This window comes from Actinocrinis sp., assembly GCF_035653575.1.
In the GTDB taxonomy this organism is placed as follows: domain Bacteria; phylum Actinomycetota; class Actinomycetes; order Streptomycetales; family Catenulisporaceae; genus Actinocrinis.
In genome coordinates this window covers 1-18,238 of the sequence record NZ_DASRBQ010000060.1, presented here as the reverse complement: position 1 = coordinate 18,238, position 18,238 = coordinate 1, and the positions used below count along the sequence as shown (strand labels likewise).

Genomic DNA, 18,238 nt, shown 5'->3' with positions numbered 1-18,238 from the left:
GGGGGGCGGCTCGGGATCGGGGGGCGGCTCGGGCGGGGGCTCGGTGTCCGGGACCAGCGCCGGGTCGGGCGGCTCGGCGAGCGCCGGCAAGGGCCTCGGAGGCGTGTGGCTCGCGTGCACCAATCCGCGCACGCTCGCGCTGGCCGACGTTTATGCATGGGGTGGCAGGGCTAGGCTCACCGGGTTTGCGCCGCTGGGGTCGGTCGGACAGCTCGTGACGATCATCGCGGCGTGGAACCACCGGGTGCTCGGCAGGGTCAGGGTGCTCGGTGACAACTCCTTCCGGGCCACGGTGGCGCTGCCGCCGCGGGCGCTGCGCGCCAATCGCGCCCGCGGCGCGTATCTGGCGCGGCTCGGTGGCAGGACGAGCGCGGCCCTCCCGTTCGCGCGGCGGATGTACAACACCCGCATCCAGATCCGCTTCGTCAGGGAGAAGGTCACCACCTTCAAGCGCCGCAGGGTCCACGGCAGGCGCAGGCTGGTGAAGGTCACGAAGTACATCTCCGCTGAGACGATCACCTTCGTCGGCACGGTGATCGGGCCGCTGACGACGCCCCGCAGCAGCGTCGTCATCCGTGGCGCCCGCACCTGCGCCGACGTGGCCCACGGGCCGATTGTCGCGAGAGCCAAGGTCAACAGCCGTGGCCGGTTCTCGGTCACGTTCCGCCTACCGAGGTCGCTGCTGCGTTACAGGGTCGTGTTCCTGCGCGCGCAGTCGGTCGGCCTCCAGGCGGTGACCCGCGGCAAGAAGGCCAGGGCCGGCCGTCCCAAGCCCGTCGCCCTGTTCGGGATCACCCGCGGGGTGCACGTCTTCGGGAAGGCCTGACGGAGGAGGCGGCGGGCGTGCTGGCGCCCGCCGCCTTCCCGTTGCCAGCCTCGCGTCGGCCGCCCGGCCCTCTCCTCACGCGCCCGCGCGTGTCCTGCGCCAGTAGCGCAGCACGGCGCGGGGAAACGGGTCCAGTTGCACCCCGCGCGCCGTGCGCAGTCGGCGTCGGCTGCGCAGGAACCCGGTCAGGCCAACCGCCCAGAAGAGGTACTGGACGGCGAACGCGAGCTTGAAGTCTGTGAGCGTGTATGCGGTGGGGCCGCCGCTGCTCTGAAGGTCGAGCACGATCCCGATCAGCGCGATGGTCAGCAGCGACGCGGCGAAGCCGCCGACGTTCACGATCCCGCTCGCCGAGCCGATTCGGTCAGGGCGGTTCTCCGTGCGCGCGTAGTCGAACCCCATCATCGAGCCGGGGCCGTTCGACGCCAGCACGACGACCAGCGCGACCAGCACCGCCAGCGGCGCACGGCCCGGCCACAGCAGCACGAGGGTCCAGGCGCCGGCGGTCGCGCCGATGATCGCCAGCACAGGGATCGAGCGCCGATAGGGCCAGCGCATGGCGAGCTGGCCGAACACCGGCGCGATCCCCATCGCGACGAGGACGAGGAGGCTCAGCAGGACGCCGGCCTCGGCCGGGGTGCGATGCTCGCCCACGACGAGGAACGGGTAGCCCCAGAGGAGCGCGAACACCACGCCCGAGAACATGGTCACGAAGTGCGTCCACAGCCCGAGCTGCGTGCCGGGCTCCCGCCAAGCGTGGGCGAGCCGGGCCAGCACCTCCTTGACGCTCGCCGCCGCGGCGACGGCGGCGACCCCGGGCGGCGCGTCACGCAGCCAGGTGATCGCCATCGCCGAGACCGCGAGCGCCACCGCCGCCGCGATCAGGAACGATGTCGTCCAGCCGGCGCTCTGGAGCAGCGCCACCAGCGGGTAGGCGGCCACGATCTGCCCGACTTGGCCGACGATGCCTGTCACCTGCATCAGGATGGGCACGCGGCGCGGCGCGAACCAGACCGGGATCAGCCGCAGGACGCTGATGAACGTCATCGCGTCGCCAGTGCCGACGAGCACGCGGCCGAGGACCGCGAGTGCGACCGGGTGCGCGGTGGCGAGAACCAGCTGACCTGTGCCCATCACCAGCGCGCCGGTCGCGATCAGCCGCCGCGAGCCGAGGCGATCGAGCAGCATGCCCACCGGCACCTGCAGGGCGGCGTAGACCAGCAGCTGAAGGACGCTGAACAGGCTGAGCACGGCGGGCGTCACCCCGAAGCGCCTCTGCGCCTCGATCGCCGCGACCCCGAGCGAGGAGCGCTGGAAGACGGCAGCCGAGTAGGCGCCGATGCCCAGCGCCAGCATCAGCCAGGCCCGACGCGCACTCCGACGGCTGTCCACAGGCCTGTCCTAGCAGAGACGCCGCGGCGAGGGCCCGCCCCGGACCGACCGGCACGGCCCTCGCCCATGTGCTGTCGAGGCCCCGTCTCCCGAGGGCCAGGATGTGACCTCGGGAAACCGCGGGGGGCCCAGGCGGCCCGCCGGGATCTCAGGCGCCCGCGGAGACCTCAGGCGGCCCCGCCTGGGCGGCAATACGTGACAATTCGGATGCCCCGCGGGCGCACTTGCCACGCTGCGCCGGCTGTGAGCGGCAGCGCGTGACACGTGCCCTCCTCGCGCGCCCGCCTTGTCACGTTCGTCCGCCTGGCGGGAGCGGTACGTCGGAGCCCGGCGTCTTCACGGGAAAGCCTCTAGCCCGCTGCCGCCACGACGAACCGCACGGCTGCACCACGGACGAGCCTCAGATGCGCCCGAAACGCCTCCGCGTCGAAGTGGCCATCGCGCGCGTACTGGGGGATGGAGATCGCGAACCGCATGGAGTCCTGCCGCGCGACACATTCTCCAGAAGCGCTGGGGGATCATCGCCCGACCCCTGCGAGAACGCGCTCGAGCAGCCGCTCGGCGTTCCCGTGCAGATACGCCTGACGGGAGGCGGGACGCAGCCCGAGCAGGTCGATTTCCTCCAGCGCTCTCCCGTAGCGGAGCATCGGCCAGTCGGTTCCGAACAGCACCTGCTCGCGCAGAACCGTGTCCATCAGGTGAGCAATGTCTCCCCATCCTCCGCCGGCGCCCGGTGCCTGGTACCGCGGCGCGATGGCTCCGAACTCGAGGTAGACGTTCTTGTGCTTCCAGGCCACGGCTGCCGCCTCGTGCGGCCACGGCCATCCGCCGTGGTGGCAGATCAAGGTGAGATCCGGGAAGTCGGTCGCGATGCGGTCGATCAGCACGGGGCGCTCGAACTCGAGTGGCCCGTGGGAGGAGAAGTTGATCCCGGTGTGAAGGCCGACTGGGACACCGAGTTGAGCGCATCTTGCGTACACCGGGTAGCAGCGACGATCGATCGGCGAGATGCCGAGGAACCCCGGCTCGAACACGATCCCTCGCAGGCCAAGTTCGCCTATGGCCCGGTCGACCTCTCGGACGGCCCCCATCACGTCGCGCGGATCGACACAGCCGAAGCCGCAGAGGAGCTCGTCCGGATGGTTCCTGACAACGAGGGCGAGCCGATCATTGAGCTCGTGATAGTCGGCCCACTCGACCTCGGCCTGCATCACGCACGGTCCGACGCCGTGGGCGGCAGCTTCCGCCTGCCAGTCCTCGACCGTCAGATCGAGATCCTCGAGGAAGCGGTCATAGACCTCCGCGTAGTGCAGATACTCCGCGGGCACCTCCGGCTGGGGGTCGCTGCGGGAATCCCGCGTCGGAAGCTTCACGCGGAAGTCGATTACGCGCTCGGTCACTCTGGCTGTCTCGCCTCGCCCACGGCGGATTTGGAGGCGAAGGCGCCGGTCCGTCTCAGCTGTTCGTCGGAACCCTCGAGCCGGGCCATGTACTCGTGGTAGAGGCGGAGATTCTGCTCCAACGGCGCATCAACGCTTCGGAGCGCGAGCTCCTTCGTCATCTGCACCGCATCGCTCGCCTTGTCGGCGATCGATTGCGCGATGGCCCGCGCCTGGCTCATGAGATCTTCGGGCTCGACGATCCGGTTGATCAAGCCAATCCGCAGCGCCTCGTCAGCGTCGATGAGTTCGCCGGTCAAAAGCAGCATCATCGCGTTCGTCATGCCGACGATCGCTGGCAGCCGGAGTGCGCCGTAGCCGTGGAGGAGATTCCACTTGATCTCCGGCGTGCCGAACTGTGACCGGCCAGTCGCCAGCCTGATGTCGCAGAACAGCGCGAGCTCGAGTCCGCCTGCAAGCGCGTAGCCGTCGATGGCGGCGATCAGCGGTTTGGAGACACTCAGTCCAAGGTCCCAGCGCTCAGCCCGCCAGGGACGCCATCGACCGTCGGCAGTTGCGTTCAGATGCATCTCCTTGAGGTCCGCGCCCGTCGAAAATGCGCGTCCCCCAGCGCCCGTGATGATCCCGACGAGGATCTCGGGGTTGCGGTCGATCTCGCGCAGGGCATCGGTGATGTCGCGATACATGCTGGAGTCCATCGCGTTGAGCGCTTCGGGCCGATCGATCGTTATCGTCGCGCTTGGACCCTCGAGTTGTTTCACGATCGGCATAGCGCCCTCCTTCCGCACGTTGACCTGATTCCATTCGGCACGCCAAAGCCCCAGTTATTGGTCAGTCGCGGTGCTCTGCGGGCCAATCGCTGAAGTCTGGAGCCTCGACGGTGGAACCTCCGCGTGGGCGACCTCGTCCGGGACCGACTGGGCAAACAGCTGACCCGCCTCTACCAGACGCCGCGGATTACGCCGCTGGAGATACATGGCGACGAGGGTTGCGGCGACGATCGTCGCTACCGTCGCCCAGATGAACCACCGAAGCGGCGACGGCGGGGTCGGATGGACATTTCCGTAGGTGACGATGCCGACGCCGATGAGACCCGCAATGGGAACGATCACGTGCCGCAAAGGATGGAACTCCGAGCGGTGATGGTCCCAGTAGTACTTGACCACGCCGAGGCACAGCAGCGCATACGCAGCGATGAAGAACAGCGTAGCGATGTAGGCCGCCCAGGAGGCGAGATCTCCCGGGTGGTAGACGGAGCCCAGAATCAGGGTGATCGCGAGAAACACCGTGACGATCGCCACGATGGCTCGGTCCGGCGAGCCGCGCCCGTTCACATGGTCGAACCATGACGGCAGGAGGCGGTCGCGGCCCATCGCATAGATCATCCGCGACCCGGCGATCACCGTGACGATGTTGAGCGCGATGAAGCTCGACATCACGGCGATGACTGACAGGGTTCCAAGCGCCGGACCGGTGAACCGTCGCGCCAGTGTGTCGAAAGGCGTCGCATCGCTCTGCATCTGCGAGAGCCCGTGGTGTGTGAGCCCGAACCCGACGACTCCGCTATAGATGAGCAGCACATAGAAGAGGCCGATCACAACGGTCGTAACCAGCACGGCCCGCGGGATCGTTCGCCGAGGCTCGAAGGCCTCTTCGGCGAGCGTCGTCGCGGATTCGAAACCGACGAAGGCGAAGATGCCGAACACGAGGCCGTAGATGATCCCGGAGAATCCCAGCGCGCTCTGGGAAGGATCGAAAGGCTTCAACGTCAGGCCATGCGCGCCCCCATTAACGAGGATGATGATGGCGATGATGCTGAAGACCGTGATTTCGAACCCCAGAAAGACAAGCCCTGCGCGCAGCGACGGGGTCAAGCCGGTGACGGTGAGCGTGCCCGTGAAAACGATCAGCGCAGCCGCGAACCATTGCCACGCGATATGCACTCCCTGCCCGGCCAGATAGTTGCTGACGAAGTTGCTGAAGAACGACATCTGAAATGGCAGCAGCAGGATGTAGGCGCCGAACAGCATGACTCCCGTCACGAAACCCACTTTAGGCCCGAACGCTCGCGTGAGGTAGTTGTAAAAGGAGCCAGCCGCCGGCAGCTTGCGCGCAAACTCGCCGATGACCACGGCTAGGCAAAGCGAGAACAGAAGTGACACGACCATCGCGAACGGAGAGGCAAAGCCGCTCTCGCTTGCGATGAAGACGAATCCAGCCGTCGCTCCAGCGGCTGGCCCGATCAGAGCGGCGGACTGCACCACGGCCCCACCCAGACCGGTTGAGCCTCCGCGGAGTGCGGAGATGCGCTCGACTTCAGGCATACCGACCCTGGTCGCCTCCATAGAAGACCTCACCTCCATCGGTTGTTCCCTCCTGTTCGATCACGCATGGGTCGATCACGCTCTTTGCGCCCAGTCGGGCATTTCGCGGTCGCGGTCCCATGCGTTTCTCAGCGGGTCGTCAACCTCCGCGACCAAGGCGCTCTTTTTCACCCGCATTGACGGTGTGCGGGGGAAAGGTTCACTTCGGAACTCGATGTACCGCGGTACTTTGTGTTTCGCTAAGCGCTCCCGACAGTGACGGACGAGCTCGGCCGGGCTCACCTCCTCCGAGCGCGCGTCCTCGACGAGCGCCACATATGCCTTTACCTCCTCGCCGCGAAGCTCGTCCGGCACTGGCACCACCGCCGCTTCGAGGACCTGCGGATGCGCACGCAGCACGTCCTCGACCTCGGCCGCGGCGACGTTCTCCCCCGAGCGCCGGATGATGTCCTTCTTGCGACCAAGGAAGTAGAGGAATCCGTGCTCGTCGCGCCGTGCGACGTCCCCGGTGTGCAGCCAGCCGCCGCGCATCGTCTCCTCGGTCGCCTCGGGACGGTTGAGGTATCCGCGCATCAGGCCCGGCGCGCGAATGAGGATCTCACCGGGCCCGTCGGTCCCGACCTCGTTGCCGTCATCGTCGACCACGCGGATCTCGACGCCGGGACACGGGAGTCCGATCGAGCCCGAGCCGGTCATCTCCTCGGCGTAGGCGAGCGGCATCGCGACTACGAGTCCAGACTCGGTGAGGCCGTAGCCCTCGACCCAGGGGAAGCCCCACCGCTCAACGAACTCCTGGTGCAGTCGGGTTGGGATCCCGACATGGAGGGCGAACTCGACGCGATGCTCACGCTCGAGCGGCGAGGGCGGCGCCTTCAGCAGGAGGCTGGGGATGGCCGCGAGCCCGAACAGCCGCGTCACCTGGTGCTTCACCACCACTGACCAATAGCGGGACACGCTGAATCGCCGCATCACGACGAGCGAAGTGCCTGCCTGCAACGAGGTCAAGAAGAGCCACGGCGGATCGTTGTAGAAGAACTGAAGACAGCACAGAAGGCGATCTCCGCGATCGAGCCCGTAGAGGCTCAGGTAAAGCTCGACGAAGCGCAGCCAATAACGGTGATCAACGGTGCACCCTTTCGGCGGTCCGGTGGTGCCGGACGTGTAGTAGACATTCGCGATCGCCTGTGGGTCGATGTCGCATTGTGCGAGGGGCACCGGCTCCCCGGAGCCCGTGTAGGCCGCAAGCCCGTCCGGCTCTTGGTCGCTGACGACGACCAGCTCGCGCAGGGCGGGTCCCGCCACTCGCCGGATCAGCGGCTCATGCTCGGGCCCGACGACCGCGAGCACGGCAGCCGAGTCATTGAGGATGTGACCGGCATCGTGCTCTCCAGCCGAGGTGTTTATCGATACGAGGCTGGCGCCGCAGGCATTGGCCGCCAGCCAAGCCACGAAGAACTCGGTGCGATTCTCCAACATCACGGCGATCCGATCACCGGGCGAAATACGTGGTGCGAGATAACCCGCGAAAGATTCGACCAGCTGGAGGAAACGCTCGCGCGTGACGACGATCCCGTCCTCGAAGATGAGCGCCGGGGTTTCCGGCTCGCGCTCGCACGCCTCCCGCACCAACGTCACCACGTCGCGGGGCAGCCCTATCGCCTGCTCGCGGAGAGGCTGCCATGCGACGGGCGCGTCAGGCCTCCGTTGCTCGCTCACTCGTACCATGCCTCGGGAGCGACTCTTGTCGTTTCTGGCCAGGCCAGGTCATGGGTGAAGACGAGCTGGGCGTTGTAACGCCGCTTGAGCGCGCGAATGCGCTCCCAGCTCGCGACCATCGCATCGGGCGACCATACGATGCCTGGCAGCACGTTGAGTTCGATGTTGCGTGGGAGGTACGCGGCATCTGCCACCAGGACCATCGCCCGTTCTCCGTCGAGGTGGACCAACAACGACTGGTGGCCGGCTGTGTGCCCCGGCGTCGGAAAGATGACGACCCGACCGTCACCGAAGAGGTCGAACTCACCGTCGAGTTCGTTCCACGCGACCGGGTGGTCGAAGTCCGCTCGGACGTAGATCTCGCGCTGGTAGACCGGCGGCCAGTGGGCGAACTCGAGCTCGCGTCGCTGCGCGTAGAACTCTGCGTGAGGGAAGAACTCGATACCGCCGGCATGGTCGTAATGCAGGTGCGACAGCACGATGTGATCGACGTCGTCCGGACTGAAACCAGCCCGGGCGAGCTGGCTGACGACGTCGTCTCCTTCCTGCATCGTGACCTCGAACGCGTCGGCCGCGTCTCCGAGCCGAGCCCGGGGGTCGCTCACCAGCGAGGGGTGCCCGCCGGTATCGAAGAGGACGTTCCCGTCTGGGTGCTGAACGAGGTAGAAGAAGTACGGAATCTCCACCTTGGTCCCCACCTCCGGGTGGAAGGGGTCGAAGACCGACATATCGGCGACCTCGCCGCCACCGTGAAACGCGTAGATCCGAACGCTCCCCAACCGATCCTCCCTTAGCTTGCCTTTGCTCTGCCCTTCGGTGCTCGATTGCGGTTTGGTGACTTAGCCGTAGGGCAGCCGGCCATCGCCAGAACGAAATCCGCAAATTCGTCCGCAATCGCGGTTAGCGACCGCTCACCGCTCGGCCGGTACCAGTAGGCGACGCCGTTCACCATCTGGATCGCGGCCAGCCGGAAGAGCTTCTGATCGCTGATCTGAAAGTCCCCGGACTCGACGCCGCGGCGAATGACGTCCGCCCAAAGCTCCTCGTACTGGTCGCGCAGCTTCACGAGCCGACCGCGGTTCGCGTCGTCCAGCGAGCGGATCTCCGTGTCCCCCACATAGGTCTCGAGCAGGTTCCGACCGTTGAAGGTGATGTGGGCGCGCGCGAGAGCAGCGAGTTCCTCGGGCGGAGTCGTTGCCTCCCTGAGCGACGCCCGCGCGAGTTCGAGCAGGCCGTGCATGCCCTCGCGCATGATCGTCAGCAGGAGGTCCTGCTTGCCGCCCATGTAGTGGTAGAGGGCGGCGGTGGTGATCCCAGCGTCTCGCGCGACATCGCGGATGCCCGTGGCCGCATAGCCGCGCGCCGCGAATAGGCGCAAGGCGGCATCCCGAATGCGAGCCTCGGTGTTATTCGAACCTCGTGGGTGCTTTACCGATCGATCGATAACGGCGCGAGGTTATCAATCGATCGGTAAAGACGCAAGACCACTCTGATCCGAGCAGCTATCGCGTGACGCGGAGACGCCCTGAGCTCTGACCCTGCTTGATCGAGCGCCTGGACGTCGTTCTTTGGAGGGCCGCTCGTTTCAGTTGCAGCGCTCATGGTCGGCGGAGCGCCCGTCGGCCGAGCGCCTACTTCGCCGCACTGCCAGGCTCGGTCGCACGAACGACCCAGCCAGCCCAGCCTTCCGCATCGCGAACTGCAGGCTTGCGGGTCCTGGACTCGGAGTCTCTGTGAACAAAGTTCTGTGACAAGACGCTGTGAAGCCCTTCGAACCGAATCGGCTCATGAAAAAAGCCGTAACCGTTCAGCCGTCGGGGCTTGGGGGAGGGATTGCTTGTTGGTGTAGCGAATCTTGCGGGTATGGATCGTGCCGAGGCGGAGGCGATCTATGACGCCGGCCGGGAGGCGTGTGTCACGTTTATCGTTGAGCTTGCTGGTCGTGTGCAGCAGCTCGAGGAGCGGCTGAATCGTCTGGAGGCGCAAGCCGGCCAGGACTCGCGCACGAGCTCGAAGCCGCCCTCGTCGGATCCGCCCAAGACGCGGGCGCAGCGGCGGGCGGAGGCGCGCGCGAGGGCGAAGGAGTTGATGCGCCGGGAGGGCGAGCAGCGCAAGGCTGGCGGTCAGATGGGGCATCGGGGTGCTGGTCGTGAGCTGCGGCCGGAGGATCAGGTGGATGAGATCGTCGATCACTATCCGCACGCGTGTGGCGGGTGCGCCGCACGTTCACCGCCCGGGAGCGGCAGCCCAAGCGGCGGTTCGGTCGCCATCAGGTCGCCGAGTTGCCGCCGATCAGCGTGATCTTTACCGAGCATCGCACGCACCATTTGCGCTGCCGGCGCTGCCGGGCACGGACCAGCGCCTCGTTGCCGCAGGAGATCGCCGTCAGCGCGTTCGGTCCCCGGTTGTAGGCGGCGATCGTGACGTTGACCGCTCGGCATCGGGTCTCTCGCCGCGGGATCTGCGAGCTCGCCCGCGATCTGTTTGGGGTCACGCTGTCGACCGGCGCGGTGGATGCGATCTGCCAGCGCGCCTCCGACGCGCTGGCCGGCCCGCACTGCCAGCTACAGGACTGGGTGCTCGACCAAGGGGCGGTGCACGTCGATGAGACCGGGTGGCGGACCCGCGGTGAGGGACGGGCGTTGTGGACCGCGAGCACCCCCGGCGCGACGTTCCTGCAGATCGCCGGAGACTGTCCGCTCTTCTGTGTTTGGGACCGGGGTGACTGTTGTCATGTCAGTCGCGGATTCGGTCTCCGAAGTGGATCTTGAGCGCTCGTAGGGCGCTTGTCCAGCCGAGCACCGATCTCCATTTGGGGCTCTCTCGGCTCGCTGGATCGCCAGGTAGATGAGCTTGGTGGCGGCCTGCTCGTCGGGGAAGTGCCCGCGGGTCTTGATCGCCTTGCGGACCTGGCGGTGCATGCCCTCGATCGAGTTCGAGGTCGGTATGAAAGGCACCAGATGCCCGCTGCGGCCGCCGACCGGCCCGTTGTAGCCGTTGAGCGCTTCGGGGTCGGTGAGTACGGTGCGACCGTGTTCAAGCGGCTGAAGGGACTCGAACCCTCGACCTTCTGCATGGCAAGCAGACGCTCTAGCCAACTGAGCTACAGCCGCGCGGGGGCGATTATACGGCGCTAGGAGCGGCCGGAACCTCTCGAAGCCCCGCCGATCAGCTGGTCGAAATGGACTAGCTTGAACAGCCGCATCACGCGGGGTGGAAGGTTGGGATCGATCTCGAGCTGCCACCCGTCGATCCGCGCGTCGCCGAGCGCCCTGATCAACAGGTGCAGTCCGGTGCTGTCGATGAACTCGGCGCTGGCCGCGCTGTCCTGGCTGGGTGCCGGTCCGGCCATTGCGGATCTCGGTGTCACGAGCTTCACCAGCTCGCTGATCAATCAGGATGGAACGCCCGATACGCAGGCGGGCTCGCACCCCTGGGAGTCGACCACCAGCTTCACGTTCGCGACCCACGGGTCCGGGCTGCCGAACGAAGACGTCCAGACCACGATCGTCGACCTGCCGGCCGGCCTGGTGGGGAACGCCAACGCCACCGACAAGTGCACCGTGCAACAGCTGGACCAAAATCAGTGTCCTGGCTCGGCTCAGGTGGGGCAGCTGACCCTCTCGGGCAACAGCGGTTTCGGAGCGTTCAGCTTCGTCGCGCCGGTCTACAACATGGTGCCGCCGGGCGGGATGCCTGCCCAGTTCGGGGCGAACGTCCTCCTCGTCAACTCGTTCATCGATGTGAGCGTTGTGCCCACCGGCACGAGTGCGGACGGTGGATACGCGCTGCGGACCTCGGTCAACAACATTTCGGCGGCGCTCCCGTTGAGTGGTGTCTCGCTGACGCTCTGGGGCGTCCCCGCTGATCCGAGTCACGACGCGAACCGGGTCTGCGCCGGGTTCACGACACCGTGCTCGAGCTCCGGGCCGATGACGCCGCTTCTCACGATGCCGACCTCGTGCGCGGGAGCCCTCACGGCGAAGCTGACCGCCTGGTCCTGGCAGTCGCCGAACTCGGTCGACACGGCCACGGCTCAGACGCCCGGCATGATCGGCTGCTCGCGGCTCCAGTTCAACCCGTCGATGACCGCCCAACCGACCACATCGGTCGCCGACTCACCGACCGGCGTGGATATCGACGTACACGTCCCACAGGCACCGGACAGCCCGAGTGGGGTGGTGACGCCGGACCTGCGGACGGCGGTGGTGACACTCCCGACCGGAGTCGGCGTCAACACCGCCTCCGCCGATGGCCTGGCCGCCTGCACACCTGCTCAGATCGGCCTTGGCAACACCGCCCAGCCAACCTGCCCCGACGGCTCCAAGATAGGCACCGTCGAGATCGACTCGCCCATCCAGAGCGACCCGCTAACCGGAGCGATCTACCTCGCCCAGCAGGGGATCAACCCGTTCGGAACGCCGTTGGCGATCTACCTCGCCGCCCAGTCGGACGGCGTCCTGGTCAAGCTGGCCGGAAGGATCGACGCGGATCCCGGCACCGGTCAGCTGACGACGACGTTCGCCAACAATCCACAGCTGCCCTTCAGCGATCTGAAGCTGAACTTCTTCAGCGGGCCCAGGGCTGCACTCGTCACCCCCGAGTCATGCGGAACGTTCACGACCACTGGATCATTCACGCCGTGGAGTGGGACGCCGGCTGCCAACGCGTCTGATTCGTTCCAGGTCAAGTCCGGCTGCGTAAGCGGGTTCGCCCCGTCGTTCCAGTCCGGAGTCTCGAACGTCCAGGCCGGCTCTCCCACCACCCTTGGCATCACCTTCTCGCGCTCTGACAGCGACCAGGAGCTCTCGGGACTCAAGGTCGCCTTGCCGCCGGGCCTCATCGCCAAGGTGGCCGGGGTGCCGACGTGCCCCGATGCCAACGCCGCCGCGGGCACGTGCCCCGCAGCATCCAGGATCGGAACCGCCGCGGTGGGCTCAGGTGCGGGCAGCAACCCGTTCTTCCTGCCGGGGTCGGTCTACTTCACCGGACCCTACAAGGGTGCGCCGTACGGTCTCGCGGTGGTGGTGCCGGTGATCGCCGGACCATTCAACCTCGGCACCGTCGTGGTGCGTCAGGCGCTCAACATCGATCCGCACGACGCGCACGTCACGGTCACCAGCGATCCGTTCCCGACGATGCTGTTCGGAATCCCGTTGCGGATCCGCCGGATCGACGTGACGATCAACCGGTCCGGGTTCATGGTCAACCCGACCTCCTGCGCACCGATGGCGATCATAGGCACTCTGACCTCCACCGGTGGTCTCACGTTCACGGCCCCGTCGCGCTTCCAGGCGGGCGGGTGTGCTTCGCTTCCGTTCAGCCCGAAGATGTCGGCCAAGACGAACGGCAAGCGGAACAAGGCACGGGGTGCCCTGCTCGACATCAGGCTCACGCAGGGAACAGGTCAAGATCATCTCCGATCGGTGGCCGTCACCCTGCCGAAGCTGTTCTCGCCCAGGCTCTCCACGCTGCGCTCGGCCTGCTCGGGTGCGGTGTTCAGCGCCAACCCGGGGAACTGCCCGGCCGGGTCGATCGTCGGCGTGGCCACCGCTTCGACGCCGCTTCTGTCGGTGCCGATGCGAGGCAACGCCTACCTTGTCACGCACCCCGGAAGCGTGCTGCCGGACCTCGACGTGGTGCTCCAGGGCGGCGGCATCACATTCGACCTGGTGGGGACGGTCAGGCTGGCCGGGGCCAGCATCAAGTCCACGTTCGCCAACATCCCCGACGTCGCGATCTCGTCGTTCGAGCTCAAGCTGACGCAGGGCCCACACTCCGCCCTGGCGGACACCTCGAAGCCATGCGCCACGCCCCTGTACATGCCGACGACAATCATCGCGCAGGACGGCGCTCGGATCGTGAGGCTGACGAAGGTGAACGCCTCCGGGTGTCGTCGGCGCAAGTGAAGCCGTAGCGCACCCGCGAGGGCGCAGCGGTCTCGACTTTCCCTCCTCGAGACCGCTGCGCAGCTCCCGGATCTCCGACATGATCGGAGGGTTGGTCGAGAAGGCGGACGAATCTCGCCTTCTCGACCACGCGCGCTCGGACTCCCCCAGAGGCGACGACCGGAATCGAACCGGTGTAGACGGCTTTGCAGGCCGCTGCGTAGCCACTCCGCCACGTCGCCGCGGTTGGAAGCGTAGCGCCGGCCCCTGGGGCGATCCGGCGGCGCGAGCGCGCTCCGGCTGGTCGCCGGGAAGCCGCGCGAGCAGGGCAATGCACGCGTTAGGTGAGGCCCGTCCTCGCCAGCCGGTCGTCTTCGCGCTCGCGGTGCGGTGCCTATGTGGCCGGCTCGGGCTCCTGCGGCGAGGTGCAGAACGCGCACCGGCGCGCCTGGCGGGGGATCTCGCTCAGGCACTCGGTGCACGGCCGGGTCTCCGACTCGACGTCGGGCTGTGTCTTGCGCCGCCGCATCAGTGCGTTGACCGGCTGGACGACGAAGAAGAACACGGCCGCGGCGATCGAGATGAACGAGATCAGGTAGTTGATGAAGTCGCCGTAGCGGAAGTGGCTCGAATTCGCCGTGAACGACAGGTTGGAGAAGTCGGGCTTGCCGACGATCAGCGTGATGATCGGCGTCAGCAGGTCGCGGACGAGGGCGGTGATGAGCGCGCCGAAGGCCGCGCCGATAACCACCGCGACCGCCAGGTCGACCACGTTCCCGCGCAGCAGGAACGCCTTGAAGTCCTTCACCACACCCAGCTCCCTTCCTCGGCGTCGGAACGATGCGGTATTCGGGCTCCCTCCCGGCCCTCCTGCCGCCCACGTCACGCCGAAGCCCGGGTTCGGGCGGATGGTCGGCAGCCCATTTCCGCAACCCGTTCGCTGGGTGGGTGGGAAGAAACCGTCTGTATGCGACGGTTTCTTCCCACGCCCACCCCCCCGCGCGGCCCCGCCGCGGCCCCACGGCCCCCGCCCACGCCCAGCTCAGGCGCGGTTGTTGGAAGGGTTGGGGTCCTCGGCGCCCCGGACGACGGCGATCGCCCGCTCGTGCCGGGCCCTGCCGGTTCGGGCCTTGACGACGATCGTCAGCGTGTCCCCCGCCGCGGGCGCGGCGGGAATCTCATAGCGCGTGTACCGGCAGGTGAGCCGGGTCCGCTTCGCCCGGCACCGCGGGGGCGCCCAATGCGGGGAAACCGCGTCCGGGGGCGCGGAGACCAGCCTGGGGTCGACCAGGCCGCCGCGGGTCAGCACGGTGATGACGGCGCCGGCCGCCGCGCTGGGGCCGTGATTGGTGACCGTGACCGTGAAGTAGACCCAGCGCCCGGGGTGGGCCCGGTGGGTGCTGGCGAGGATGGCGACCGCCAGGTCGGCCGGCCCGGCCTGCCGGGCCGCCGCGGCCGGCGCCGCCGCGAGGCCGCCGCCGCAGGCAAGCGCGCAGGCCAGCCCGGCCGCGGAAGCCAGCCGCGCCAGCCAGCGTGGGGCCTTCCGCCCGCGGCGCCGGCGCGGGCCGGGCGAATGGTGTGGATCTCGCGGCACGTGGGCGGTAGACGCTGGATCTCGCGGCACGTCGGCAGTGGGCGATGCTGGGCTCGAACCAGCGACCTCCGCCTTGTCGAGGCGGCGCTCTCCCAGCTGAGCTAATCGCCCGGGAGAGGTGAAAATGTAGCGGCGGTGAGGCATGGGGAGGGAGGCGGAGGGGCCCCGCTCCTGGTATCGGCAGCCCAGCGCGACTCTTGACGGCAGCAGCGGGCCCGCGCCCGCGAGCGGGCGCGGGCCTCGGGCGCCGCGTAGCATCGGCGGACGATGAAGCTCGAGCTACCAGACGGCGCTTGCCTGGAGGTCCCCGACGGCGCCACCGGGGCCGACGCCGCGGCCGCCATCGGCCCGGGGCTGGCGCGGGCGGCGCTGGCGATCAAGGTGAACGGGGAGGTGCGCGACCTGGCGCGGCCGCTCCCCGACGGCGCGGCGCCCCACCGGATCGAGGTGCTGACCGACCGCAGCGGCGAGGAGGCGCTCGCCGTGATCCGCCACGACTGCGCCCACGTGCTCGCCACGGCGGTGATGGAGCTCTATCCGGGGGTGAAGATCTCGATCGGCCCGGCGATCGAGGACGGCTTCTACTACGACTTCGACTTCCCCGAGGGGGTGAGCCTGAGCGACGCGGACTTCGAGGCGATCGAGGCGCGGATGCGCCGGCACATCGAGGCCGATGAGCCGTTCGAGCGCCAGGACGTGCCGGTGGGGGAGGCGCTGGAGCGCTTCCGCTCCGAGGGCCAGGATTACAAGGTCAGGCTGATCGAGGACCTGGTCCGCGAGCAGGGAGTCGAGACGGTCAGCCTCTACACCAACGGCCCCTTCACCGACCTCTGCCGCGGCCCGCACGCCCCCAGCACCGGGCGGATCAGGGCATTCAAGCTCCAGTCGGTGGCCGGCGCCTACTGGCGGGGGGACTCGAGCCAGCCGATGCTCACGCGTGTATATGGAACGGCCTTCTTCTCCCGGTCCGAGCTCGAGCAGCACCTGGAGCGGCTGGAGCGCGCCCGGGCCAACGACCACCGCCGGCTGGGGCCCCAGCTCGGCCTGTTCGCCTTCTCCGAGGTCTCCCCGGGAGCCGCGTTCTGGCTGCCGGCGGGCACCGAGGTGTTCAACGCGCTCGTCTCGCTGAGCCGCGAGATGGGGCGCGAGCGCGGCTATTTGGAGGTCAAGACCCCGCAGATCTACGACAGCTCGCTGTGGCAGACCTCGGGCCACTGGGACAAGTTCGGCGGCAACATGTTCGTCACCGAGTACGAGGACCGCCAGATGGCGGTCAAGCCGATGAACTGCCCGGGGCACTGCAAGCTGTACTCGCTTGAGCGCCACTCCTACCGGGACCTGCCGCTCCGCTACTGGGAGCCGGGGCTCCTGCACCGCCGCGAGCCGAGCGGCACCCTCCACGGGCTCTTGCGCGTGCGCCACTTCGCCCAGGACGACAGCCACATCTTCTGCACCGAGGAGCAGATCCAGGACGAGGTGGCGGCCGCGATCGAGTTCGCCTTCGCCACCTACCGGATCTTCGGGCTCGACGTGCGGCTCGAGCTCTCCACCAGGCCCGAGGTGCGCCTGGGCAGCGATGCCCTGTGGGACCGTAGCGAGGCGGCGCTGATGGAGGCGTTGGAGTCACAGGGGCTCGCCTACGACCTCAACCCGGGCGACGGCGCCTTCTACGGGCCGAAGGTCGACATGCACATGACCGACTCGCTCGGCCGCTCCTGGCAGCTCGGAACCGTGCAGCTCGACTACAACATGCCCCAGCGCTTCGACCTCGCCTACACCGGCGCGGACAACGCCGAGCACCGCCCGGTGATGATCCACCGGGCGCTGATGGGCTCCTACGAGCGCTTCATCGGCATCCTGATCGAGCACTTCGCCGGGGAGCTGCCGCTGTGGCTGGCGCCCGTGCAGGCGATCGTGCTGCCGATCGCCGACCGGCACCTGGAATACGCGGGCTCGGTGGTGGGCAGGCTGCGCGCCGGCGGGCTGCGCGCCGAGCTCGACCGGCGCGGCGAGTCGATCGCCCGCAAGATCCGCGAGGCGGAGCTGCGCAAGATCCCCTACCTGCTCGTGGTGGGCGATCGCGAGGCCGAGTCCCTTCCCGACCGCCCGCAGGTGTCGGTGCGCGAGCATCACGGCGGCGAGCGGGGAGCGATGCCGCTGGAGGAGCTGATCGGCGAGCTCGCCGAGCGTGTGAGAAGCCGCTCGATCGGGTAGACGCGCCGCTATACTCCGAGCCGTTGATCCATCAGAGCCATCACACACGGCCCGGCGCCGCTTGACCCCAGGACGTCAGCGCAGCTAGTGCCGGTCCCCAAGAAGTTCGACCGGCGCCCCCCGGAGCGGGACCTGACTCGGATCAACGACCGGATCCGCGTGCCCGAGGTCCGGCTGGTGGGCGAGGACGGAAAGCAGATCGGGGTGGTCAAGACCGAGGAGGCGCTCGCCTACGCGCAGCAGCGCGACCTCGACCTCGTCGAGGTCGCCCCCGACGCGCGGCCGCCGGTCTGCCGCGTGCTCGACTACTCCAAGTACAAGTACGAGCAGGCCCAGAAGCAGAAGGCCGCCCGCAAGCACCAGCAGCAGATCACGATCCGCGAGATCAAGTTCCGGCCCAAGATCGCCCAGAACGACTACGACACAAAGAAGGGGCACGTCCGTCGCTTCCTGCTCGGCCGGGACAAGGTCAAGATCACGATCATGTTCCGCGGTCGCGAGGTGACCCATCCCGAGCGTGGCACCGCGCTCCTGGACCGCCTGGCCGAAGAGCTCTCCGACATCGCCGTGGTGGAGCAGTCGCCCCTCCAGGACGGGCGGAACATGACGATGCTGCTGGCGCCCTCGCGCGCGGTGCTGGCCGGCGAGCGCGAGCGGCCGGAGGTCGCCTCGACGCAGGACTCGGCGAACGGCGCCGCGCCGCCCCAGGGAGCCCCGGCGGCCGAGCCCGCCCAGGCCGCCAACCGCTAGGAGCGTGGGTCGCTATCGGTTCGCGGGGCGGGTGAGCGGCGGAGATCCTCGGTCCTGATGGTCGTGACGGGCGGTGTGATGGTGGTCGTCGGGTCGCTTGCCGGCAGCCGACCTCTTCCGAGGCGCTACCGGCC

15 protein-coding genes, 3 tRNA genes and 2 pseudogenes are annotated in these 18,238 nt (G+C 68.0%); 6 read left to right on the top strand and 14 right to left on the bottom strand.

What is annotated here, in order from left to right; genetic code table 11:
* Positions 1–826: pseudogene (locus VFA06_RS08880) on the top strand (hypothetical protein); the annotation flags it as partial.
* Between the two features lie 75 nt (positions 827–901).
* Here VFA06_RS08880 and VFA06_RS08875 read toward each other — a convergent pair.
* From VFA06_RS08875 to VFA06_RS08845, 7 genes are all read right to left on the bottom strand, one after another.
* Positions 902–2,218, bottom strand: coding sequence for an MFS transporter (locus VFA06_RS08875; RefSeq protein ID WP_324839961.1), 1,317 nt, complete (start codon positions 2,216–2,218; stop codon positions 902–904).
* 518 nt (positions 2,219–2,736) lie between these two features.
* The gene (locus VFA06_RS08870; RefSeq protein WP_324839960.1) at positions 2,737–3,618 is read right to left on the bottom strand and encodes an amidohydrolase family protein; all 882 of its coding nucleotides are present in this window, start codon (positions 3,616–3,618) and stop codon (positions 2,737–2,739) included.
* A complete protein-coding gene (locus VFA06_RS08865; RefSeq protein ID WP_324839959.1) occupies positions 3,615–4,388 on the bottom strand; it encodes an enoyl-CoA hydratase/isomerase family protein in 774 nt (257 codons plus the stop codon). The genes VFA06_RS08870 and VFA06_RS08865 overlap by 4 nt, the downstream gene beginning before the upstream one ends.
* Positions 4,389–4,442: 54 nt before the next feature.
* Positions 4,443–5,942: an APC family permease gene (locus tag VFA06_RS08860; RefSeq protein ID WP_324839958.1), complete on the bottom strand. Its 1,500-nt coding sequence runs from the start codon at positions 5,940–5,942 to the stop codon at positions 4,443–4,445.
* Between the two features lie 75 nt (positions 5,943–6,017).
* A complete protein-coding gene (locus VFA06_RS08855) occupies positions 6,018–7,658 on the bottom strand; it encodes a class I adenylate-forming enzyme family protein (RefSeq protein ID WP_324839957.1) in 1,641 nt (546 codons plus the stop codon).
* Entirely contained in the window at positions 7,655–8,386 is a 732-nt protein-coding gene (locus VFA06_RS08850) for an N-acyl homoserine lactonase family protein (protein WP_324839956.1), read from the bottom strand. The genes VFA06_RS08855 and VFA06_RS08850 overlap by 4 nt, the downstream gene beginning before the upstream one ends.
* A gap of 62 nt (positions 8,387–8,448) precedes the next feature.
* On the bottom strand, positions 8,449–9,051 hold the full coding sequence (locus VFA06_RS08845; protein WP_324839963.1) for a TetR/AcrR family transcriptional regulator: 603 nt from the start codon (positions 9,049–9,051) through the stop codon (positions 8,449–8,451).
* Between the two features lie 470 nt (positions 9,052–9,521).
* Between VFA06_RS08845 and VFA06_RS08840 the strand changes: the two genes are divergently transcribed.
* On the top strand, positions 9,522–9,959 hold the full coding sequence (locus tag VFA06_RS08840; protein WP_324839955.1) for a DUF6444 domain-containing protein: 438 nt from the start codon (positions 9,522–9,524) through the stop codon (positions 9,957–9,959).
* Here VFA06_RS08840 and VFA06_RS08835 read toward each other — a convergent pair.
* Positions 9,928–10,152, bottom strand: a complete 225-nt coding sequence (locus VFA06_RS08835; RefSeq protein ID WP_324839954.1) for a hypothetical protein — start codon at positions 10,150–10,152, stop codon at positions 9,928–9,930. The two genes, VFA06_RS08840 and VFA06_RS08835, sit on opposite strands and share 32 nt — an antisense overlap.
* Here VFA06_RS08835 and VFA06_RS26055 point away from each other — a divergent pair.
* Positions 10,079–10,429: an IS66 family transposase gene (locus tag VFA06_RS26055; protein WP_414639854.1), complete on the top strand. Its 351-nt coding sequence runs from the start codon at positions 10,079–10,081 to the stop codon at positions 10,427–10,429. The genes VFA06_RS08835 and VFA06_RS26055 overlap by 74 nt on opposite strands.
* Before the next feature lie 60 nt (positions 10,430–10,489).
* Here the strand turns inward: VFA06_RS26055 and VFA06_RS26200 are convergent.
* Together VFA06_RS26200 and VFA06_RS08830 are read right to left on the bottom strand one after the other, a co-directional pair.
* Positions 10,490–10,606: pseudogene (locus tag VFA06_RS26200) on the bottom strand (transposase); the annotation flags it as partial.
* Between the two features lie 91 nt (positions 10,607–10,697).
* Positions 10,698–10,771 (bottom strand) — tRNA-Gly (locus VFA06_RS08830).
* 108 nt (positions 10,772–10,879) lie between these two features.
* Here VFA06_RS08830 and VFA06_RS08825 point away from each other — a divergent pair.
* A complete protein-coding gene (locus tag VFA06_RS08825; protein WP_324839953.1) occupies positions 10,880–13,567 on the top strand; it encodes a hypothetical protein in 2,688 nt (895 codons plus the stop codon).
* 150 nt (positions 13,568–13,717) lie between these two features.
* Here the strand turns inward: VFA06_RS08825 and VFA06_RS08820 are convergent.
* From VFA06_RS08820 to VFA06_RS08805, 4 genes are all read right to left on the bottom strand, one after another.
* Positions 13,718–13,788 (bottom strand) — tRNA-Cys (locus VFA06_RS08820).
* Between the two features lie 152 nt (positions 13,789–13,940).
* On the bottom strand, positions 13,941–14,357 hold the full coding sequence (gene mscL, locus VFA06_RS08815) for a large conductance mechanosensitive channel protein MscL (RefSeq protein ID WP_324839952.1): 417 nt from the start codon (positions 14,355–14,357) through the stop codon (positions 13,941–13,943).
* A gap of 231 nt (positions 14,358–14,588) precedes the next feature.
* Complete coding sequence (locus VFA06_RS08810) at positions 14,589–15,140, bottom strand: hypothetical protein (RefSeq protein ID WP_324839951.1); 552 nt, start codon at positions 15,138–15,140, stop codon at positions 14,589–14,591.
* Between the two features lie 38 nt (positions 15,141–15,178).
* A tRNA-Val gene (locus VFA06_RS08805) sits at positions 15,179–15,251 on the bottom strand.
* Positions 15,252–15,407: 156 nt separating this feature from the next.
* Here VFA06_RS08805 and thrS point away from each other — a divergent pair.
* Both thrS and infC read left to right on the top strand, forming a co-directional pair.
* On the top strand, positions 15,408–17,354 hold the full coding sequence (gene thrS / locus VFA06_RS08800; RefSeq protein ID WP_324839950.1) for a threonine--tRNA ligase: 1,947 nt from the start codon (positions 15,408–15,410) through the stop codon (positions 17,352–17,354).
* Positions 17,355–17,441: 87 nt separating this feature from the next.
* A complete protein-coding gene (gene infC, locus VFA06_RS08795) occupies positions 17,442–18,104 on the top strand; it encodes a translation initiation factor IF-3 (RefSeq protein ID WP_324839949.1) in 663 nt (220 codons plus the stop codon).
* The last annotated feature ends 134 nt before the right edge of the window (positions 18,105–18,238 follow it).